Here is a 19,475-nt window from a genome sequence, read left to right as displayed (position 1 = left end):
GATAGCAATTAAAGGGATCCCCCTTATTATTAGGGAGTTTTTCCCTAATTAGTTTAGAGCCGCCCCCTTCTTCAATTTTTCAGGGAAGGGGGCTTTTGCTTTTTAAGCATAAGCATGAATCCATCAACCGCAATGTTTTTGGCGAGTTCTTCTTACTTGGATTGAGATGTTCTGGGGTTTCCGTATCTAGAGAATCCGGGACAACTTACGATACGCCCGCGGAGAAATCCCCTCATTCGCCGTGAATACCCTGCTGAAATAATGGATATCGGGATAACCGACCTGATCGCCCACCCGTTCAATCGGCCAATCCGTTTCCCGCAGCAGCTTACGCGCTTCCCTATGCCGGATCGAGCGGAGGTATTCCCCGGGGGGCATACCTGCGACCTCACGAAAGAGCTTGGCAAAGTGGTCCTCATGCATATTCATGGATGTGGCCATGGATTTATTGGTCCAGCGTTCTGCTAACCGCTCTTCTATCTCATCGATTAATGCTCTGAGCCGCTCGGTGTGAACCGAAGATTTAGCAGCATCCCGGGAGTTTTGCGTTCGAAGCAGCGAAGTCAGAATGCCGAGTAGTAGCCCTCTACAGACCCACTCATAGCCAGCAGGCCGCATGGTGAATTCATGAACGAGTTGTTCCATGGCATGAACACATTCGGGAGGCGGAGAGTAGATCGGTTCTTGTGACAATGGCATGAAAGGAGCGGTCACGGCTTCAAAGGCGAATTTATCGTCCATTACTTCTTCCTCATTAACTACCATATCTTCCTCATGTGTAATAATGGATTCCCCAAAGAAATCAAAATGGATACCAATAAGCTTGGTGTCAGAATCCGACAGGATCGCATTCTGATGATATACCCCAGCTGAGAGAAAGATTAGCTGCCCAGCGTTCAGTACATATTCCACCGTATCCATCTTTGTTAATAATTTGCCCTGGCGAACATAGAGTAACTCGTAGTCATATAGCCTTCTTCTTGGAAAGGTGCAAGGAGGAAGGGTCTGCAATTGTGCATAGTGAATTCCGGGTGACCAATCACGAGAGGGCACCTGTTTTCTAAGTGGATAAGAGGGATCTTTGTCAGACATGGCACTGCCTCCTTGATGTTTAATAGAACATATCGGAATAATGCAAAAAGTCTCTTTTTTTCCTAAATAAATCGAACTTTGAATCTATTATAATATAAATAAATAAAGGATAGAAGTACATCTAAGTCTAGGGAGTCGAAAACGGAAAACAACAAATTTGAGGAGGGCTCAAATGAAAAAGGGAATAAACATCTGGTCGTTTCGCGAAGGAACAGAAATTAAAGAATGTGTACGTCTAGCCAAAGCTGCTGGATTTGAAGGGATCGAGCTGTCCTTGAACGAGTCAGGTGAGCTTGGTCTGCAAACCACTGAGAAGGAGGCGCGTATTCTTCGTGATTCCATTGATGAAACAGGTCTAGAGATCGCGGGGTTGGCAACAGGGCTATATTGGTCTTATGCGATGACTAGTGAATCTGAAGCGAATCGAACCAAGGCAATCGACGTATGCAAAAAGCAACTGGAGCTGGCGGCTGCGCTTGGTGTAGATACGATTCTTGTCATCCCTGGCGCTGTTGGTGTGGATTTCATCGAGGGCTGTGAGGTTGTTGATTATGAAAAAGCTTATGATAGAGCACTGGAAGCGATTAGTCATTTAGCCAAGGATGCTGAGCAAGCGGGCGTTTCTATTGGTCTCGAAAATGTGTGGAATAAATTCTTGCTGTCTCCGCTTGAATTACGTACTTTTATTGATACGGTCGGTTCCAGTTATGTAGGTTCCTATCTTGATGTTGGGAATATCGTGCATTCCGGTTATCCAGAGCAATGGATACGGATTCTAGGCCATAGAATCAAGAAGGTGCATTTCAAGGATTACCGTCGGACGGCTGGTGGGCTTCACGGATTTGTTGATCTGCTCGCCGGGGATGTGGATTATCCAGCAGTTATGAAAGCGCTTGAAGATATTGGATACAACAATTATGTTACCGGTGAAATGATACCGTCATACACACATTATACGGAGCAAATTATTTTCAATACTTCTGCAGCTATGGATGCCATTCTCGGACGTACCACTTTCAAAGCTTTAGCGGGGGAGGCTTCACTATGTTAAGAATAGGTTTGATTGGTTTTGGATTTATGGGCCGGATGCATTTTGATAATTATGTTCGCTTAACGGAAGAGGGACATCCCATCGCCCTGAAAGCTATCTGTGATTTGCGAATTGAGGAATTAAAAGACGGTAAGGCGGACGGCAATATGAGTACCGCTCGGGAAGTGTATGATTTAACAGCTTACAGTCTCTATGATGATCTGGAGAAAATGATATCGAATGAGGAACTGGATATGATCGATATTGCAGTTCCTACTTACCTGCATGCTGAAATGGCTTGTTCGCTGCTGGAACGAGGATATCATGTCTTTTGTGAGAAGCCGATGGCTAGAACTTCAGTAGAAGCGCAGAAAATGGTAGAAGCAGCGGAGCGCAGTGGAAAGAAATTGATGATCGGACAGTGCCTTCGTTTTTGGCCAGGGTATGAGTATTTGAAAGAAGTTGTGGAAACTGAGCAATTTGGTAAAGTGACGGAAGGGTATTTCTATCGTGGTTCAGGAGCTCCTAAAGATTGGTTTCTGGATGAGAAGCTAAGCGGTGGATGCATTGTGGATATGCATATTCACGATACGGATATGATTAACTATCTGTTCGGCAGACCGGACAAAGTATCGACCTTAGGACGGAACGTTCTGCCGGGAAGTGGCTATGACATAGCGTCTACACACTATTTTTATAAGGACGCAAAAGTGATCAATGCTCAGGTGGACTGGACGCTGGAGGGCGACTTTGGTTTCTACATGGGGTACAGGGTTAACTTCGAGCGAGGAAATGTTGTATTTGATGGTAGTGAAGTCAAGGTGAATCCTAATAATGGAGCAGGCTTTATGGTGGAGCTTTCGCCGGATGCGGGTTACTATAGAGAGCTGGTCTATTTCCTGAATGCGATTATTCAAGATAAGCCTATTGTCATTTGTACGCCGGAAAGTGCAGCCGAATCTTTGGAAATCATAGAGGCGGAAGTACAGTCAGCGAATGCCGAAGGGGAATGGATTATACTTAACTAGCAGGATATAGAGTAAGCATAGGCGTGACTGAAGGAAAGATCATTGTAGATGATTTCTCCAGTCACGTCTTTTTGGCATGCATTCTCGCCTAACCTTTATTGCGCTGGAATTTTGTATTGTCCCTAGCATAGTGTGATACAGAGCCGTCATATCTTCTTAGCCGTACTTGTTTATCGGAGAACTGTTCAACAATTCCTGAGGCTACCTCAGAATACATACCATCAGGATCAAGCTGCAGGGCAGTGATATAAGTTTGGGATAAAGCGGCTATAAAAAAATCAATGTTTTTATTAAGTGTATGTGGCATGGTATTCCCTCCGGTGATATCTTCAACATTATGAATATAAATAATCCTAAGGAACTATTTTACCACGATTTGCGGATGATTTTGAGGAGGAATTACTTGATTTGGGTCAAAAATATGCGAAATTTGGTCTGGTTTGAAAAGAAACCTGCGGACGGATATGATTTATGTAGTGAAAGGATGATCGCCAAATGACAGAACAGCTACAAAGAGCCAAGGAGTTATACACACAATTTCTGGGTCATTTTTTGGATATGCATAAGGCAGGTTTCCTTAAGGAATATAAGAGTTTTGAAATTCCTAGAGAACAAGAGATAGAATGGCTCAATGAAATGGCCTTGGCGTACGCCGGGCAGTTGTCGATCCGAGATTGGGATGCAATTAATGCACTTGACGCTTTATCGAGAAACTATCAAGACAGCTGGATTGTGGAGAGGGTATCTTCTTTTGCCTCGAGGAATATGATGAGTGCGGATAGCCTGGTTAGATTGATCTACACAGAGAAACTGGTTGGAATTATTGGCTCCCATAAACAAGTGATCTCAAAGGAGCTGTTATTTGGGGCCTGCAAAGTTGCTGTACAAATCCTCGAAAATGTAATTTCACAGCCGATGGTCATTGACCCTGGACATGAGCTTAAGGAGCTTGGCCTTAAAGATAAGAGAGCTTTGAACAGTCGTGCAGAGCAAAGCTTAGAACAGGTGAAGGTGCTAATTAATTAACCGTTGGAGGGGAAATATGAGATTACTTGTAGCTCAACCCAATCATGAGCCCCATTTGGAGCAGCTTTTGAAGGAACTAAAAGAACCGGATTCTTTTGACGCGGTGTTGTATCCGGAAGGTTATGTTGCAGATGAAGCCAGTGTGAGGACCTTATGTGAACTAGCCAAAACGTATAACAAGCTAATTATTACAGGATATAGGAACAGTAATAATAAGGATAGAGCGCTAATCATTCATCCTTCCGGGGACATCATTTTGGAACGAGCCAAATCTCCGATGGATAAACAGCTGTATCGCCCGTCTATAGTGGAAACGGAAGGTCTCAGGTTTGGTTATTTGCTATGTGTGGAACTGCTGCAAGGATACGTTGGTTTGGAGGGGCAAGCAGAGTCGTTGGATTTCATCGCGCATCCGATTGGGGTAGGCATGTTCAGTGAAGAACAGTTTGCATTATGGATCGAGGAAGCCACTAGAATTGCCGTGAAATATAACACGATGATTATGGGGACAAGCCATGCGGACGGATCTTACCGAAATTGTGGCATCTCGATTCCCATCTCTTATTGGATTGACGCTACCGGAGAACCTATTTATATTTCGAGCAATGATACGAGAAGTCGCATTATTAATCTCAAGACAAGGCAGGTTGATATTCTTAATTTAGGGAGCGGCTGAAGTTGACATACAGTTGTCAAATTGGGTGTGCTACGATTCCATTACAGATTAAATCTGATGATCTATAGAAGAAAAAGAGGGATACACCATGGCTGAACCTTTAAAAGCAATGTACAATGAACAATTTCTGCATCATTTCGGCGAAAAGATTCGCAGTGTACATAGTGTATTTGACACAGATGCGTTTGTGATGTCGGCTATGACGGAACCTTGGGAAACACTCGAACTGAAGGCAAGGATGCGGCGGATTACAGAGACATTGGGAAATCATTTACAGCTTCCTTATGAGGATGCGCTGGCGATTTTGACCGCTATTACTGAGGATTGTGTGGGATTTCCATACTTGATCTTTCCGGATTTTGTAGAGGTATTTGGTCAAGGGGCTGAGCATTGGGAGCTATCTATGCAGGCGCTGGAAAGGTTCACACCAAAGTCGTCAGCAGAGTTTGCAGTTAGACCCTTTCTCTTGCGTGAACCGGAGCGGATGATGGCGCAAATGCTAGTATGGTCCAAACATCCCGATGAGCATGTGCGCCGGTTAGCAAGTGAGGGTTGTCGCCCTCGTCTGCCATGGGGACAGGCGCTCCCGATGTTTAAGCTTGATCCAGCCCCGGTGCTGCCTGTACTTGAGCAGCTTAAGGCGGATTCTTCCCTATATGTGCGCAAGAGTGTAGCCAACAATTTGAACGACATTGCGAAGGATCACCCCGAGGTGGTGCTTGAAACCGCTCGACGCTGGATAGGGACAAATGCCCTCACGGACTGGATTGTGCGGCATGGTTGTCGTTCTTTAATCCGTAAAGCGAATCCGGAGATTATGGCTTTATTCGGATATGCAGAGCAAACAGATGAAGCAACACCCCTAATAACGAGTGCTTCTATCACGATTGATCCTACCCTATTGCGAATTGGAGAAGACTCTGAATTACAATACAAACTTCAAGTTTGTGAAGGAACTCCTGCCCGTGTTCGAATAGAATATGGCATCTATTTCGTGAAGGCTACAGGTCGAACCTCTCGTAAATCTTTCTTACTTTCGGATAAAACAGTACCTGGGGGTACAATTCTGTCAGGTAAACGGACGCATCGTTGGGCGAATTTAACCACTCGTCGTCATTATCCCGGGGAACATCGGATTGTATTGTTGGTTAACGGGCGGGAAGTTGCAGATACGTTGTTGAAACTTGAGGGGGGGCAGTAAATGAAAAAAGAAGTATTGATTTTTATTTCTAATGGATATGCGGATTGGGAAGCTGGCTATATAAGTGCCGAACTAAACAAGCCAGAAAGTGAATACAAAGTGAAGACAGTTTCTTTAAATAGCGACAATGTACAATCTATGGGCGGATTTACTGTTATTCCAGATTATCATCTAGACAATATCCCCTCCCAGTTTGAAATGTTAATTTTAATTGGGGGTACGGGCTGGAAAGATAATTCAGCGATTACTCCAGTGATTGAAAGTTGTATACAGAATAGAACTCCTATAGCTGCTATATGCGATGCATCAACCTTTTTGGCAGAACATGGATATTTAGATAACATTCCTCACACTGGAAATTCATTAGATTACTTAAAAGAGTTCGCTCCTAATTATAAAGGACAGGCAAATTTTTTAGAAAAACAGACCGTTTCCAGTGACGATATCATTACTGCAAATGGTACGGCGGCATTGGAATTTACAAGGGAAATCTTGAAGAAGTTAAAGGTAATGCCATTAGAAAAAGTTGATGGATGGTATCACTTTTTTAAAAATGGATTTTATCAGGAATAATAAAAAAATGCTCTCCAGTCTGATTGAACTGGAGAGCATTTTTTTGAAATATAAGAGGTGTAGCTGCTTCCGCTTGAGCGACAACCTTATTGTTTCACTTCTGTAACACCCGTAACTTTTCCTTGATCCGAGGTGTCGAAGGTGGATTGATACTTAGCATCTGTGAAGTAAACATTCCCTTCAACCGTTGCATTTACTAAGCTGAAGCCTTCCGCTTCTACGTACACATCACCAATAAATGTGCCGCCTTGAATACGGGCATTTTTACTTTTGATCGTAAGTTTTGGTGCTGTTAGTTTATAAGAGTTAGTGATATTGTGATTTGCATCTTGTGTGTAGAGAGCGATTTTTCGAGCAGGTTCATCTTTATTCGTGAATTGTCCGTCCAGCACGAGATCCTCGGTGAAGGTTAAGTCTTTCAGCGTAGCAGCAATCCAAGTACCGTCCGCACTGATAGCCTTTTTAAAGGCCTCTTCATTATCTACTACCGACGCTGAGGTTACAGCATCAGTGGTGTTATTAGTGTTGCCAGCGTTATTGGTGTTACCAGGTGTAGTAGTGGCGGTAGGGGTAACGTTGGCATTGTTATTGGTTGAGTTTCCGCATCCGACCAACAGCACAATTGCAAATACTGCGGCTACGCTTGCTATCTTTCTCATCTGTATAACCTCCCTGAGTAATTGTACTGATATCCTACGAGCTTAATATAGACTGATTAGTTAGTATTAATGTGGTGTAAGCACAAACGCTTACCGTCCTTGAGGGACGCTGAAGGTATTTCTGCTTGTGGACACAATAATATTTACCGATCATTCTACAAATGGTAATATAGGCCTGGACATCTCTGGCGTATAGTATGACCTGGAAAATATGAATTATTCGAAGAAATTCACGAAAAATAACATTCTGCTTTTGGTGAAGAAGCATTTTAGATTACAATAAGTTAAGGCGGAAAAGGAGCTATACCAATGGCTAAACAGAAATATTATGTAGTATGGGAAGGCAAGCAACCGGGAGTCTATAGCACTTGGGCAGAATGTCAGGCGCAGACGGATCATTATACCGGAGCTAAATATAAATCTTATGAATCTAAAGCGGCAGCAGATGCGGCTTACAAAGCAGGTTGGAAAGGCAATTGGGGAACTGGGGCATCGGCAACCAGTGCGGCTAAATCTAAGGGGAAAAATTCTTTTAAACGAAGCGCTACAGTGGAGACTTCAGCGGAAATCGATTACGACAGTATTTCTGTGGATGTAGGTACGCGTGGCAATCCGGGTCCTGTCGAATACAAAGGCGTGGATACACAAACTGGAGATATTATTTTCTCTTGTGGGCCGATTAAAAAGGGCACTAATAATTTAGGTGAATTTTTAGCGATTGTGCATGCCTTGGCGCTCCTGAAGAAAGAGGGAAGTAATAGAACGGTCTACAGTGACTCTGTGAATGCAATGAAATGGGTAAAGCAGAAGAAGGTGGCTACAACCTTGCCACGCGATGCTTCAACAGAGGAAATATGGGTGCTTATTGATCGGGCAGAACGTTGGTTGCAAACCAATACATATGACAATAAAGTGCTAAAGTGGCAGACCAAAGAGTGGGGCGAAATCAAAGCAGATTATGGTCGGAAATAGTTGCAGTAAGGCTCTGGGTTTCGGCTAGAGGAGGAGAATTGGGGATGTTTGGAAACGATTGGGATGAGGTATTACAGAATGAAATGCAAAAGCCCTATTTTCTGGAGCTAATGGCTAAGCTAGATAGTGAATATAAGGAACACACAGTCTATCCGCCAAAAGAATTATTGTTTACGGCGTTAAAGCTTACGCCTTATAGCGCGACACGGGTCGTTATTCTGGGACAGGATCCTTACCATGGAGCGGGACAAGCTCACGGTTTAAGCTTCTCAGTAAATCCGGGGGTGCGTATACCCCCTTCTCTGCGTAATATTTATACGGAGCTAAATGAGGATATCGGTGTTCCGATTCCAAATCATGGTTCTTTAATGGGATGGGCAGAACAGGGAGTGCTTATGCTCAACTCGGTATTAACGGTACGTGAGGGAGAGCCGAATTCTCATAAAGGTCTAGGCTGGGAGACATTCACAGACACCATAATGAAGAAGTTAAATGAAAGAACTACGCCGATAGTTTTTATTTTATGGGGAAGTCATTCGCAAAAAAAAGGCGCCTTCATAGACCAAAGTCGTCATGAGGTGATTCAATCTCCACATCCGAGCCCGCTTTCGTCGTATCGTGGATTTTTCGGTAGTCGACCTTTTTCGAAGGTTAATCAGTTTTGGGAGTCGAAGGGAATGAAAGGGATCGATTGGTTCATTTCGGACTTATAGCTAATGGGATGTTGGGAAGGGGGAGGGAGCTATGAAGCATTGGGTTGGTAAACCGGTTATCATGTACTGCGGCGACGAACCTTACACGATCATGAAAGGCATTCTGCGCAAATGGGATCTTTCCGCTTCTGTAGCGGTCATCGGTCATCAGGAAATTGCTGTGCCATTTCGGGATATTGTGGTCATCAAAGCTTTGGCTCCTAGAGAAAGAGCACTGCCTCCAGTCTTGCATTCTGTGGGTTATGTGATGAGGGAACGGCAGCAATTTGATAATGCAGTATATTTTAAATCGGCTGTAAGTGTCTGGAAAGAAGATCGGCTGATTGCTCTGAATACGACCATCATTTCGCATACCAAAGGTTCAGTTACACTTCAAGATGGACAGAACCTTATGAAAGGCAATCACATATTTGTAGTTCGTTCCTTACGAGGTTAATTTCAGTAATCCTATAAAGAAGCACAAAAAGGTACATCTCTAATCGGAGACGTACCTTTTTTTATTAATGGAACTTCATTCCGTCGTAAGTGCTATAGATTCTCATGCTTGAGAGGCTCAGCCTCTTCCTCTCGATCTGCAACAATAATCTCATACACTCGTAAAAAAATTATTTTGGCAATCATATAAACGGGCAGCGCAATAAGCACACCAATAATACCGTAAAAATCCCCACCTATAAGAACAAGAAGGACCGTGGTCAGTGGATGCACATCTAATGATTTGCCGTAAATGATCGGTGAGAGTACATTATCTTGGATTTGCTGTGCAATGAATATGACGACCAGCGACCATATCGCCATCGTGGGTGATTCAATGAATCCAACAATAACTACGGGTACTCCCGCAAGGAAAGAACCCACATAAGGAATGAAATTGAGCGGTATTGAAATGATTGCCAGCAATAGCGAATAAGGGAGACCTATGATAAGGAAACCGATATACAACATAATACCGAGTACGACGTTTAGCACCACGCGTGTGACAATGAAACTGCTCAGTGCGCTGTCGATATCCCCGAACATCTCTTTACCTTCCTTACGGTATTTTCTAGGGATTAAGCCTTGTAGTTTTGGTGATAGCTTATAGTCATCTTTTAGCATGTAATACAGAATGATGGGCAAGGTAGCGATTAGAATAACAATGCTGGAAACTACGCCGATCAAATTAGACATCGAATTGGTCACCCAAGTAATAGCCTCGCTAAGATATTCTGATATACGGGCAGCTATGTCGGAGTCCCCTTGGAAAAACCGTGACAATGTCGGATTATCCTTTAATGCATTGAACTGATCCTGTAGTCCCTCAACGAGATAAGGAGTGTTATCAATAAAGTTCTGAATTTGTTCTTGCAGCGTCGGCCAGACTAAAATCCAGAAGAGGATAAACAATCCGGCAAACAGGAAATAAATGAGCAGGATGGAGAAGGCCCTGTTTAATTTTCTTTTCTCAAGAAGCCTTACTAAAGGTCGTAACAAGTAGTACATGAAACCTGATAGTACCATAGGAACGAGTAATAATCTGATAATGGCAGCCAGTGGTGCGAATAGAAACATTACTTTGGAGCCCAAGTACAAAATAAGTAAAAAAGCGATAATAGCAAGACTTGTCCGAAAATATTTCTGTTGTTGCAATAGGAACATCCCCCAAGTTTAAAATAATAATCTATGTAGTTTAATAACCCTAATTCACATGTCTTGATTCAAAAATGTGCTTTACTCCCCTTTAGGTAGTTCTTGGCATATCCGTGGAGGGTGTTCATATGGCTAAGGCTACGCCAAGTAAGAGGTCACAACTCATAACCATAACATCATCATTTCGATTCTTGGGGGCTTCGTAGATTATCTTAACTTCCGTCTAGAAGGTTTCTTTGTGGATAGGGTGAATATTTCTGGCACTTCAATTTCGCCTCCGGTTTCCTTCGTAACTTGTCTCGCCTTGACGAGAGATAAAAAAGCAAAAAATTCCCCTAAAGTGGCCAGTGCGGCAGCAATGATTTCATAATCTTCAGCGCTTAATTCTGCATTTTCCTCACTAGTGCCGTTCCCGTTGTTATTTCCACTACTATTTCCATTACGCTTAGTGTTGCTGTTACCGCCCATTTTTTTGTTGTTTCTTCCGTTGGCCATTTCTGATCACCCGCTTTTTCCTATATGTAGTATTAATATGTTTTAAACTCCAGTGATGAGATAGGCAATTGGTATGTAATTTTCTAATGGGCCTGTTTCACCTTGGACGTAGGATGAAATCATTCCATTTATTACATTTTCCCGAAGCATCATTTTTAATGTTAAAGCGCTTTACAGATGATGAAAACGCTGTTAAAATCATAAACGAGCACAAATGATCAATAACAGTCATATATAATCAAATAATGGTCATGAAATTCCAAAGATAAGCGCATTTAATAAATGGGACAGCACTGTAAATAAAAGGAGCGAACCACGATGTTGTTTGAGGAAGAAAGAAAACAAAGAATCGTGCTATTTGTGGAAAAGAATTCAAGAGCTTCGGTACAGGAGCTAAGTCAGGAACTGGGCGTATCGGAGTCTACTGTGCGCCGTGACCTGAAAGAGCTTGAAGAAGCCAAGTTGCTGAAACGAACGCACGGGGGTGCAGTATCCCTGCAGAGCGTTAACTTTGAGGCGGCTTATCCAGATAAGGAAGATCGATTGTTGGATGAGAAGCAGAGGATAGCACGCAAGGCTGTAGAGATGATTCAGGAAGGCGATGCTATTCTGCTGGATGCTGGAACCACAACGCTTCAGATTGCTAAAGAGCTGAGGGCTTTTTCTAATATAAAAGTCATTACGAATTCAATTATGGCGCTTAATGAACTGCGGGATTGTCGCAATATAGAAGTCTCAATTACAGGCGGAATGTTGCGACCGGATACATTGGCTTTTGTAGGACCGATGACTGAGCGCTCTTTAGAGATGGTAAGAGTGGATAAAACATTTCTTGCAACCAACGGATTAGACTTAAGAGAAGGAATCACTACACCTAATATGCTTGAAGCAGCGACCAAGCGTAAGATGATCTCGGTTGCAAAGCAAGTAATTCTTCTGGCTGATCATAGCAAGCTCGGTCAAGTATCCTTCTGTAAGGTTGCCGACGTGACGGAAATGGATCACTGCATTATTGATTCTGGTGCATCTGACAAGTTCATCCGTGAGATTACGCAAATGGGTGTGGATTTCTCGCTGGTATGACCCTAGGTGGAGGCTGTTCTACGGTTAGAAAATGTTTTAATTTGAGTGGTATGGAATCATTGTAAGATCGTTTGGAGAAATTACATTTGCCGCATGTTTAGCCGGTAATCTATGGCTTAGAAAACCAAAATAATTGAGGGATAATTATGATCTATACAGTAACGCTTAATCCTTCCATCGATTACATCGTGGAAGTTGAAGATTTGAGACTAGGTGGCTTGAACCGGATGAAACGTGATTTGAAGCTTCCTGGAGGTAAAGGGATCAACGTATCACGCGTGTTAAATCAGCTTGAGGTTCAGAATAAAGCTATAGGCTTCCTTGGTGGATTCACTGGACGATATATTGAGGAATGGTTGCGGAAAGAGTCGATTTCAAGTGATTTTGTATTTGTTTCTGATGATACCCGAATTAATATCAAGCTTAAGCATGGAGAGGAAACGGAGATTAATGGTGCAGGGCCTGTCATCCGAGATACGGAGGCAGAGGCATTATTACAGAAGATGGCTGTTCTGAATGCAGGTGATGTTGTGATATTGTCCGGAAGTGTTCCTCCTTCACTGGGTGCTGATTTCTATGACAGGTTGATATCTGTATGCAAGCAAAGAGAGGCCGAATTTGTCATTGATACTACAGGTTCAGCGCTAAAAAAGGCACTTCCTCATCAGCCGTTGCTCGTTAAGCCTAATCATCATGAGCTTGCAGAGCTATTCGGCGTTACGATAGAGACTAAGGAAGAAATTATTACTTATGGTCGTAAGCTGCTCGAAGCTGGCGCGAAGCATGTGTTAGTTTCAATGGCTGGTGAAGGTGCCTTGTTCATTACGGAACAGGGGGTATACCACGCCAATGCTCCAAAAGGAGCAGTAAAAAATTCTGTAGGCGCAGGCGATTCTATGATCGCTGGATTCGTTGGCACATTTTCTTTGACTGGAGATTTAATGGAAGCTTTCCGTGCAGGTGTTGCCTCAGGCAGCGCAACAGCTTTCTCTGATGACCTGGCAGATAGAGAATTCATTGAGCAACTGAGACCGCTGATCAACATCTCAGAAGTGTAAGCTAACAGCATTCAAAGTACTCAAGGGAGTTGGAAGAAATGAGAATTACGGATTTGATGATAAAAGAAACAATGATTATGGATTTAAAAGCAACCACTAAAGAAGGAGCAATTGATGAATTGATTGCCAGTCTTGCCGCAAGTGGTCGTATCAATGATCCTGTTCTATTTAAAGAGATGATCCTGAAGCGTGAAGAGCAGTCCAGTACTGGGATTGGTGGCGGTATCGCAATGCCACATGCCAAGACTAAAGCGGTGAATGAAGCGACAGTTGTGTTTGCCAAAAGTGCGACGGGCGTGGAATTCGAATCACTTGATGATGAACCGGCTCGGATCTTCTTTATGATTGCCGCCCCAGAAGGAGCGGGCAACATGCATCTTCGTACATTGGCCTCGCTGTCCAGGCTGTTGATCGATAGTGAGTTCATTGAACAGCTGATGAATACCCGAACTCCAGATGAGGTATCCGCCTTGTTCGATGCGAAGCAGGCCGAAGGGGAAGCCAAGGAGAAAGAGAGCGAAGCTGCTGAAGCTGCCAAGAAGTCAGAACCTGAAAAGCTAATCGTCGGCAACCCAGATTCCCAAGCATTCGTCGTAGCTGTTACTGCTTGTCCTACTGGAATTGCGCATACCTTTATGGCTGAAGATGCGCTCAAGAAGAAGGCTCTGGAAATGGGAGTTAATATCCGTGTAGAGACAAATGGTTCAGAAGGTGCCAAAAACATCTTAACACCCGATGAGATTCGGCGTGCAAGTGGTGTAATTGTGGCAGCAGATAAACAAGTGGAAATGGCTCGTTTTGATGGCAAGCCAGTACTGCAAAGACCGGTTAGTGACGGTATTCGCAAATCGGAAGAGCTCATTCGCAAAGCAATGAACGGCGATGCACCGATTTACCATAATGAAGGTCGTAGTGGTAATGAAGGAGAGTCCAAAGAGAAATCAGGCAGTATCGGCAGTAAAATATACAAGGACTTGATGAATGGTATCTCCCACATGCTGCCGTTTGTAGTCGGCGGTGGTATTCTGCTGGCGATCTCCTTCCTGATTGAACAAGTTGGTGGAGAGAATCACCCTCTATTCCAGCTGCTGCAGACGATTGGTGGCGGTGATGGTGCCTTCCATTTCCTAATTCCGGTTCTTGCTGGATTTATTGCGATTAGTATCGGTGACCGTCCAGCTCTGATGCCAGGTATGGTTGGCGGTTATATGGCCTTGAATTCCAATGCTGGATTCCTCGGCGGTCTGGCTGCAGGTTTCTTGGCTGGTTACGTTGTTATCGGTCTGCGCAAAGTGTTTGCGGGTCTGCCAAAAACGCTCGACGGATTAAAGCCGATTCTGTTATATCCGGTATTTGGTCTATTAATTACCGGTGGATTGATGTATTACCTGTTCGATCCGATCTTTAGCTGGATGAACGTAGGGCTCATTAATTGGCTTAACGATCTTGGAACGGTTAATGCAGTAATTCTGGGTCTGGTTCTTGGTGGAATGATGGCTATTGATATGGGAGGTCCTTTCAATAAAGCGGCCTACACTTTTGCCATCGGGGTATTCACTACCAGTGGAAATACTAACGGATTTATGATGGCGGCTGTAATGGCAGGCGGTATGGTTCCTCCACTTGCAATAGCCCTTGCTACTACCTTCTTCAAGAATAAATTTACAGAATCAGAACGTAAATCAGGGTTAACAAACTATGTATTGGGCTTATCGTTCATTACAGAAGGGGCGATTCCATTCGCCGCTGCCGATCCACTGCGTGTTCTGACTTCTTGTATCTTAGGTTCAGCCGTAGCTGGTGGTCTCACTCAGTTTTGGAATATCAACGTTCCAGCACCGCATGGTGGGATCTTTGTAGCCGCGCTTTCGAGTCATGCGTTGTTGTTCCTACTGGCCGTTCTGATCGGATCTGTTATTTCCGGATTAATGCTCGGATTATGGAAGAAACCTCTTGAGGCAAAGTAATAAAATAAATAATTTGAACTGCTGGGTGCCAGACGCTTCTTCTGGTACTCGGCAGTTTTTTGAAATATAAGAATTTTTATGCATACGCTAAAAACTATTCTTCTATTTTTGCAGAAACGATCATCGTCCCTAAGAAGAAGCCGAAGGCGATTCTTCTTACCTAAACGTTGACCACGATGCCCTCAGCCCTTGCGAGAATAATCTCCTTCATTGAGGTTTATTTTTGTATAATTGAAAATATATATATAACAAGAGGGCAAAGGAGCGAGCGAGATGATACTGCACAAGGGGGAAGTCTTGTTCCGTCAAGGGGACAGCTGCGAATTCTTATATAAGGTGAAAAGTGGGCTGTTCAAGGTAACAAGGCTTCATGAAAATGGGAACATGGTGTTGTTCAACATCTTGTATCCTGGTGAGATGGTTCCCCATCATTCACTCATTTCGCCAAAGGAGGCGCATGGAACAGCGGTTGCGATGATGAAGAGCGAGGTGGAGGCAGTTCCTTCAGCGGAATGGTATCAACAGGTACGGGATGAGCCAGGTCGAGCGATGGAAATCGCTATGTTGCTTCAAGAGAAGGTGCGTTTTATGCAGACTCGGCTAGATCACCTTACGGTTGGAACACCCGCAGAACGTATGGAACTGTTAACCCGCTGGTTCAATGACTACTCTCATGGCGCAGCACTAACAGAGCTTTTGACACAGGAGGAAATTGGGCAATTGATCGGTGTGAGACGCGAAACAGTCAATCGTTTGTTGCGTACCGTGGAGTGATTCCTGCCTATTTTTATAGTGAAGTGTTTAGAGTAGTGGATCTCCGTGGTATAATGTATTCAGAACTTATTAAATTACAGAAAGGATCAGGATACCATGTGTCCCCGAAGGACGATTCCCCAAAGGACGATTTGGAAACGTTATGATCTGTCTTATACTTAGCTTCCCTGTAGAAGGTGCGTGAACCGTTGTTACTCGACGAACCGCCTCTGCGAGGGGAAGGAGTATATATATGCGAAGGAGCAATACCTCCGGTTTTACCCGTCGTAGAGGTTGGTGGGACGTTTAGCCGCCATATACGATAAGGGGAGACCTGTATGAGGAACCACAATTACGGAGTGAATGTACTGCTCCGGTTGACAGTCATTTTGTTTGGAACATTTTTGCTTGCATTTGCTTATTATCACATCAATTTTCAGAACCATTTGTCTGAGGGCGGATTCGTAGGATTATCGCTTCTCGGCAAATACGTATTAGGAATATCACCTTCAATTTCAACTCTGCTTCTAGACGTTCCAGTACTCTTGATTGCATGGATGTTCAAAGGGAAAACGTTCGTATGCAACACCTTTGTTTCTGTAGGAGCTTTTACAATCTTTTACGGACTCATGGAACGTTATTCCGGTTTGGTCATCAACTTGCAGGGCAACTTGGCATTAGCAGCCCTTTTATCTGGCGTACTGACAGGTTTAGGCGCGGGAATTATTCTGCGAAGCGGCGGCGCAAGTGGTGGAGATGATATTTTGTCGCTGCTGATCAGTGAATGGAAGGGAATTAAAGTAGGTACAGTATTCATCATGTTGGATGTAATCGTTCTGGCATTATCACTCTTTTATATGCCTGTTAGAGAAACGATGTATACGGTGATGGCGGTAGTCGTCGCAGGTTATGTGATCACCTTTACAACCTCTTTAGGTAAACCAAAGTTAGTGAAGGCGCCAAAGATTCAGTCTACGCTGCGTAAACCGCATGATGGTACGGTAATGTGAATAAGACTGTATAAACAGCTTATTTCGGGGATATACTATATATAAGGTCAGCCAGAATTTCTGGTTGACTTTTTTTTGTTGAATAAGTGATCTCAGGGGCGTTGCTTGGACGTTTCGCTCATAACAAAGGTGGCGCACGGGATTAATCCTGTGCGCCACCTTTTTGTTAACTTAAGAATCTCTTATGCTTGTCTTTAAATCGTGAAGAGACATTTGCGACCACTTGTCCCTCTTATTTAGCCCACTGCATTCGTGATAGCTTCGCATTCGTCCGAGCAATGTCCACTATGCTCATTTTCACAGTCCTCACAGCAAATATGCTGTAGATGGCAAGCATCGTTGGCGCAGTTGATGAATTTGTCAGCGGGCTGACCGCAGTGATGGCAACGACCAACAACGATATCATCATCGGTATGATTAATCTGTACGGAGATCCGCTCATCGAAGACATAACATTTTCCATCGAACAGTTGTCCCTGTACCTCAGGGTCTTTACCGTAAGTCACAATCCCACCATCCAGCTGGTACACCTGCTGGAAGCCTTCTTTCATCATAAACCCGCTTAATTTCTCGCAGCGGATTCCGCCTGTACAGTAGGTCAGGATTGGTTTATCTTTTAGCTCGCTCATATTCTCGCGAATCCAGTCCGGGAATTCTTTGAAGCTGTCAACTTCAGGGCGGATGGAACCGCGGAAATGACCCAGATCGAATTCATAGCCGGTACGGCCATCCAGAATTACCACATCATCTCGCTGCATCATTTCATAGAAATCTTTAGGCGCCAGATGCTCTCCGGTGATCACGTTGGGGTCCAGTTCATCCTCGACCCGGAACGTCACGAGTTCCTTTTTATAACGAACGAAGATCTTTTTGAAGGCATGACCATCTGCCTCATCGATCTTGAAGACGATATCGCTGAACATCGGATTTGCGCGCAAATCCTTCATGTATTGCTCGGTTTGGGCAATCGTACCAGACAGTGTCCCGTTAATGCCTTCATCTGAGATGAGAATTCGTCCCTTTACGTCAAGCTCTTTGCAGTAAGCCAAATGCTCCTGAGCGAATTGTTCTGCATCCGGCACTTTTACAAATTTATAGTATAGCAGAATTGCATATTCCGATTGTGGTTTCATTCTTTTCACCTTTATCATTAGAATTAGACTACTAAATAAACGTTTAAGTATAAAAAGTATTGTAACATATTATCAAGCATTGACAAGAGAAACTCTTGATTCAGTAATGGTTAAAACTTGGATATTAATAAGAAAAACAGCGCAATGAATATGTCAGAATCATCATGCATATGGAGACTATTCTGCGAAATGGCGGCGCGAGTGGAGGAGACGATATTTTGTCGCTGCTGATCAGTGGATGTGGGAGTCAAAGAAGGTACTGTATTCATCATGTTGGATGCAGTCGTTTTGGTGTGATCACTCTTTTATATTCCTGTTAAAGAAACAATTTATGCGGTGATGGCAGATGGTGTAAATTGTATTTTTCGGGGATGCTACGATTAAGGTCAGCCAGAATTTTGGTTTACATTTTGCTGGATATAGGCGAATAACATGGGTTGTTATGATTGGCGAAACCGTGAATCACAACGCGTGTATTAATTTTCATTCGAAGAGTCACTTGGTGACATTAATAATAAGGAGGGACTGCGGGATGAGTGCTCACGAGATTGATTTTGTCATTATGGGCTAGGAAATTCAGTGTGTGGAGGTGCAGCTTGACCCCGGAGAGAGTGTAATTGCCGAAGCTGGAAGCTTCATGATGATGGATCAGGAAATTACGATGGAGACGATTTTTGGTGATGGTAGCGGGGGGCGCGCGGAAGCGGACTGATGGGTAAGCTGATGGGTGCCGGTAAGCGTCTGCTGACTGGGGAAAGCCTGTTCATGACCGTCTTTACACACAGTGGTTCTTATGGACGAAAAAGTGTCACCTTTGCTGCTCCATATCCAGGCAAAAATCATCCCGCTTGATCTTCAGCAATATGCCGGAAAAGTGATCTGTCAAAAGGACTCATTCCTCTGTGCGGCGAAGGGCGTCTCGATCGGTATTGAATTTCAGCGCAAGCTGGGCACTGGTTTTTTTGGTGGTGAAGGCTTTATTATGCAAAAGCTGGAAGGCGACGGTCTTGCATTCGTACACTCTGGCGGCTACGTTATGGAACGCACACTTCAACGGGGAGAGACGCTCAAGCTGGACACTGGCTGTCTTGTCGCTATGACGTCATCAGTGGATTATAATATTGAGTTTGTAAAAGGTGTCAAAACCGCGCTATTCGGCGGTAAGGGCCTGTTCTTCGCCACACTGCGCGGACCCGGCAAAGTGTGGGTGCAGTCACTGCCGTTCAGCCGTATGGCTGACCGTATTTTGTCTGCTGCCGGTAACAGCGGACGCAAAGAAGAAGGCAGTGTACTTGGTGGACTGGGCAATCTGCTGGATGGCAGATAAGGTTGTGAGTGATAGTAGAGTACAGAAATGCCCCGGATTTGAGTGAAATG

At 44.0% G+C, this 19,475-nt stretch carries 20 protein-coding genes and 1 pseudogene; 15 read left to right on the top strand and 6 right to left on the bottom strand.

Annotated features, from left to right (window positions below):
* Positions 1 to 186: 186 nt before the first annotated feature.
* A complete protein-coding gene (locus ACN6KS_RS21865) occupies positions 187 to 1,092 on the bottom strand; it encodes an AraC family transcriptional regulator (protein ID WP_094877926.1) in 906 nt (301 codons plus the stop codon).
* A 172-nt stretch (positions 1,093 to 1,264) separates the two neighbouring features.
* On the opposite strand from ACN6KS_RS21865, the gene ACN6KS_RS21860 reads away from it, so the two are divergent.
* Both ACN6KS_RS21860 and ACN6KS_RS21855 read left to right on the top strand, forming a co-directional pair.
* Positions 1,265 to 2,143, top strand: a complete 879-nt coding sequence (locus ACN6KS_RS21860; RefSeq protein WP_440960466.1) for a sugar phosphate isomerase/epimerase family protein — start codon at positions 1,265 to 1,267, stop codon at positions 2,141 to 2,143.
* Positions 2,137 to 3,150: a Gfo/Idh/MocA family protein gene (locus ACN6KS_RS21855; RefSeq protein WP_440960465.1), complete on the top strand. Its 1,014-nt coding sequence runs from the start codon at positions 2,137 to 2,139 to the stop codon at positions 3,148 to 3,150. The genes ACN6KS_RS21860 and ACN6KS_RS21855 overlap by 7 nt, the downstream gene beginning before the upstream one ends.
* An 88-nt stretch (positions 3,151 to 3,238) precedes the next feature.
* Here the strand turns inward: ACN6KS_RS21855 and ACN6KS_RS21850 are convergent, their stop codons facing one another.
* The gene (locus tag ACN6KS_RS21850; RefSeq protein WP_094872846.1) at positions 3,239 to 3,457 is read right to left on the bottom strand and encodes a hypothetical protein; all 219 of its coding nucleotides are present in this window, start codon (positions 3,455 to 3,457) and stop codon (positions 3,239 to 3,241) included.
* 188 nt (positions 3,458 to 3,645) lie between these two features.
* On the opposite strand from ACN6KS_RS21850, the gene ACN6KS_RS21845 reads away from it, so the two are divergent.
* The 4 genes from ACN6KS_RS21845 (at position 3,646) to ACN6KS_RS21830 (ending at position 6,626) form a co-directional block, all read left to right on the top strand.
* Positions 3,646 to 4,176 (top strand): hypothetical protein, encoded by a 531-nt coding sequence (locus ACN6KS_RS21845; protein ID WP_094872844.1) that lies wholly within the window; start codon positions 3,646 to 3,648, stop codon positions 4,174 to 4,176.
* Positions 4,177 to 4,192: 16 nt separating this feature from the next.
* Positions 4,193 to 4,852, top strand: a complete 660-nt coding sequence (locus ACN6KS_RS21840) for a hypothetical protein (protein ID WP_440960464.1) — start codon at positions 4,193 to 4,195, stop codon at positions 4,850 to 4,852.
* A gap of 88 nt (positions 4,853 to 4,940) precedes the next feature.
* Positions 4,941 to 6,053 (top strand): DNA alkylation repair protein, encoded by a 1,113-nt coding sequence (locus ACN6KS_RS21835; protein WP_440960463.1) that lies wholly within the window; start codon positions 4,941 to 4,943, stop codon positions 6,051 to 6,053.
* On the top strand, positions 6,054 to 6,626 hold the full coding sequence (locus ACN6KS_RS21830; protein WP_094877921.1) for a type 1 glutamine amidotransferase family protein: 573 nt from the start codon (positions 6,054 to 6,056) through the stop codon (positions 6,624 to 6,626).
* Between the two features lie 86 nt (positions 6,627 to 6,712).
* Here the strand turns inward: ACN6KS_RS21830 and ACN6KS_RS21825 are convergent, their stop codons facing one another.
* Positions 6,713 to 7,285 (bottom strand): hypothetical protein, encoded by a 573-nt coding sequence (locus ACN6KS_RS21825; protein ID WP_440960462.1) that lies wholly within the window; start codon positions 7,283 to 7,285, stop codon positions 6,713 to 6,715.
* Positions 7,286 to 7,594: 309 nt separating this feature from the next.
* Here ACN6KS_RS21825 and rnhA point away from each other — a divergent pair, with 309 nt between their 5' ends.
* The 3 genes from rnhA to ACN6KS_RS21810 are packed head-to-tail and all read left to right on the top strand — an operon-like array spanning position 7,595 to position 9,406.
* Positions 7,595 to 8,257 (top strand): ribonuclease H, encoded by a 663-nt coding sequence (rnhA, locus tag ACN6KS_RS21820; protein ID WP_440960461.1) that lies wholly within the window; start codon positions 7,595 to 7,597, stop codon positions 8,255 to 8,257.
* 44 nt (positions 8,258 to 8,301) lie between these two features.
* Entirely contained in the window at positions 8,302 to 8,970 is a 669-nt protein-coding gene (ung, locus tag ACN6KS_RS21815; RefSeq protein ID WP_440960460.1) for a uracil-DNA glycosylase, read from the top strand.
* Positions 8,971 to 9,001: 31 nt separating this feature from the next.
* Positions 9,002 to 9,406: a hypothetical protein gene (locus tag ACN6KS_RS21810; protein ID WP_042190609.1), complete on the top strand. Its 405-nt coding sequence runs from the start codon at positions 9,002 to 9,004 to the stop codon at positions 9,404 to 9,406.
* A 92-nt stretch (positions 9,407 to 9,498) separates the two neighbouring features.
* Here the strand turns inward: ACN6KS_RS21810 and ACN6KS_RS21805 are convergent, their stop codons facing one another.
* Both ACN6KS_RS21805 and ACN6KS_RS21800 read right to left on the bottom strand, forming a co-directional pair.
* The gene (locus ACN6KS_RS21805) at positions 9,499 to 10,608 is read right to left on the bottom strand and encodes an AI-2E family transporter (RefSeq protein ID WP_094872833.1); all 1,110 of its coding nucleotides are present in this window, start codon (positions 10,606 to 10,608) and stop codon (positions 9,499 to 9,501) included.
* A 198-nt stretch (positions 10,609 to 10,806) separates the two neighbouring features.
* Entirely contained in the window at positions 10,807 to 11,094 is a 288-nt protein-coding gene (locus tag ACN6KS_RS21800; RefSeq protein ID WP_094872831.1) for a hypothetical protein, read from the bottom strand.
* A 318-nt stretch (positions 11,095 to 11,412) separates the two neighbouring features.
* Between ACN6KS_RS21800 and ACN6KS_RS21795 the strand changes: the two genes are divergently transcribed.
* From ACN6KS_RS21795 to ACN6KS_RS21775, 5 genes are all read left to right on the top strand, one after another.
* A complete protein-coding gene (locus ACN6KS_RS21795) occupies positions 11,413 to 12,177 on the top strand; it encodes a DeoR/GlpR family DNA-binding transcription regulator (protein ID WP_094872829.1) in 765 nt (254 codons plus the stop codon).
* A gap of 146 nt (positions 12,178 to 12,323) precedes the next feature.
* Positions 12,324 to 13,235 (top strand): 1-phosphofructokinase, encoded by a 912-nt coding sequence (gene pfkB / locus ACN6KS_RS21790; RefSeq protein WP_341135414.1) that lies wholly within the window; start codon positions 12,324 to 12,326, stop codon positions 13,233 to 13,235.
* A gap of 38 nt (positions 13,236 to 13,273) precedes the next feature.
* Positions 13,274 to 15,202 carry a PTS fructose transporter subunit IIABC gene (locus ACN6KS_RS21785; RefSeq protein WP_094872826.1) on the top strand — a complete coding sequence of 643 codons (1,929 nt, stop codon included), beginning with the start codon at positions 13,274 to 13,276 and terminating at the stop codon, positions 15,200 to 15,202.
* A gap of 273 nt (positions 15,203 to 15,475) precedes the next feature.
* The gene (locus tag ACN6KS_RS21780) at positions 15,476 to 15,976 is read left to right on the top strand and encodes a Crp/Fnr family transcriptional regulator (RefSeq protein WP_094872824.1); all 501 of its coding nucleotides are present in this window, start codon (positions 15,476 to 15,478) and stop codon (positions 15,974 to 15,976) included.
* 317 nt (positions 15,977 to 16,293) lie between these two features.
* The gene (locus ACN6KS_RS21775) at positions 16,294 to 16,965 is read left to right on the top strand and encodes a YitT family protein (RefSeq protein WP_094872822.1); all 672 of its coding nucleotides are present in this window, start codon (positions 16,294 to 16,296) and stop codon (positions 16,963 to 16,965) included.
* A 236-nt stretch (positions 16,966 to 17,201) separates the two neighbouring features.
* Here the strand turns inward: ACN6KS_RS21775 and trhO are convergent, their stop codons facing one another.
* Positions 17,202 to 18,098 carry an oxygen-dependent tRNA uridine(34) hydroxylase TrhO gene (trhO, locus tag ACN6KS_RS21770; protein WP_094877918.1) on the bottom strand — a complete coding sequence of 299 codons (897 nt, stop codon included), beginning with the start codon at positions 18,096 to 18,098 and terminating at the stop codon, positions 17,202 to 17,204.
* A gap of 574 nt (positions 18,099 to 18,672) precedes the next feature.
* Between trhO and ACN6KS_RS21765 the strand changes: the two are divergent.
* Positions 18,673 to 19,425: pseudogene (locus ACN6KS_RS21765) on the top strand (TIGR00266 family protein).
* The last annotated feature ends 50 nt before the right edge of the window (positions 19,426 to 19,475 follow it).

This window comes from Paenibacillus nitricinens (assembly GCF_052056485.1).
GTDB classification, from domain to species: Bacteria; Bacillota; Bacilli; order Paenibacillales; family Paenibacillaceae; genus Paenibacillus_AQ; species Paenibacillus_AQ nitricinens.
The sequence above is the reverse complement of the archived record's forward strand: the minus strand, read 5'-3'. Positions and strand labels throughout refer to the sequence as shown.

Excerpts from the sequence above, each read along its gene's own strand:
- ACN6KS_RS21865 (WP_094877926.1), bottom strand. The coding sequence starts at position 1,092 with ATGTCTGACAAAGATCCCTCTTATCCACTTAGAAAACAGGTGCCCTCT.
- ACN6KS_RS21860 (WP_440960466.1), top strand. The coding sequence starts at position 1,265 with ATGAAAAAGGGAATAAACATCTGGTCGTTTCGCGAAGGAACAGAAATT.
- ACN6KS_RS21855 (WP_440960465.1), top strand. The coding sequence starts at position 2,137 with ATGTTAAGAATAGGTTTGATTGGTTTTGGATTTATGGGCCGGATGCAT.
- ACN6KS_RS21850 (WP_094872846.1), bottom strand. The coding sequence starts at position 3,457 with ATGCCACATACACTTAATAAAAACATTGATTTTTTTATAGCCGCTTTA.
- ACN6KS_RS21845 (WP_094872844.1), top strand. The coding sequence starts at position 3,646 with ATGACAGAACAGCTACAAAGAGCCAAGGAGTTATACACACAATTTCTG.
- ACN6KS_RS21840 (WP_440960464.1), top strand. The coding sequence starts at position 4,193 with ATGAGATTACTTGTAGCTCAACCCAATCATGAGCCCCATTTGGAGCAG.
- ACN6KS_RS21835 (WP_440960463.1), top strand. The coding sequence starts at position 4,941 with ATGGCTGAACCTTTAAAAGCAATGTACAATGAACAATTTCTGCATCAT.
- ACN6KS_RS21830 (WP_094877921.1), top strand. The coding sequence starts at position 6,054 with ATGAAAAAAGAAGTATTGATTTTTATTTCTAATGGATATGCGGATTGG.
- ACN6KS_RS21825 (WP_440960462.1), bottom strand. The coding sequence starts at position 7,285 with ATGAGAAAGATAGCAAGCGTAGCCGCAGTATTTGCAATTGTGCTGTTG.
- rnhA (WP_440960461.1), top strand. The coding sequence starts at position 7,595 with ATGGCTAAACAGAAATATTATGTAGTATGGGAAGGCAAGCAACCGGGA.
- ung (WP_440960460.1), top strand. The coding sequence starts at position 8,302 with ATGTTTGGAAACGATTGGGATGAGGTATTACAGAATGAAATGCAAAAG.
- ACN6KS_RS21810 (WP_042190609.1), top strand. The coding sequence starts at position 9,002 with ATGAAGCATTGGGTTGGTAAACCGGTTATCATGTACTGCGGCGACGAA.
- ACN6KS_RS21805 (WP_094872833.1), bottom strand. The coding sequence starts at position 10,608 with ATGTTCCTATTGCAACAACAGAAATATTTTCGGACAAGTCTTGCTATT.
- ACN6KS_RS21800 (WP_094872831.1), bottom strand. The coding sequence starts at position 11,094 with ATGGCCAACGGAAGAAACAACAAAAAAATGGGCGGTAACAGCAACACT.
- ACN6KS_RS21795 (WP_094872829.1), top strand. The coding sequence starts at position 11,413 with ATGTTGTTTGAGGAAGAAAGAAAACAAAGAATCGTGCTATTTGTGGAA.
- pfkB (WP_341135414.1), top strand. The coding sequence starts at position 12,324 with ATGATCTATACAGTAACGCTTAATCCTTCCATCGATTACATCGTGGAA.
- ACN6KS_RS21785 (WP_094872826.1), top strand. The coding sequence starts at position 13,274 with ATGAGAATTACGGATTTGATGATAAAAGAAACAATGATTATGGATTTA.
- ACN6KS_RS21780 (WP_094872824.1), top strand. The coding sequence starts at position 15,476 with ATGATACTGCACAAGGGGGAAGTCTTGTTCCGTCAAGGGGACAGCTGC.
- ACN6KS_RS21775 (WP_094872822.1), top strand. The coding sequence starts at position 16,294 with ATGAGGAACCACAATTACGGAGTGAATGTACTGCTCCGGTTGACAGTC.
- trhO (WP_094877918.1), bottom strand. The coding sequence starts at position 18,098 with ATGAAACCACAATCGGAATATGCAATTCTGCTATACTATAAATTTGTA.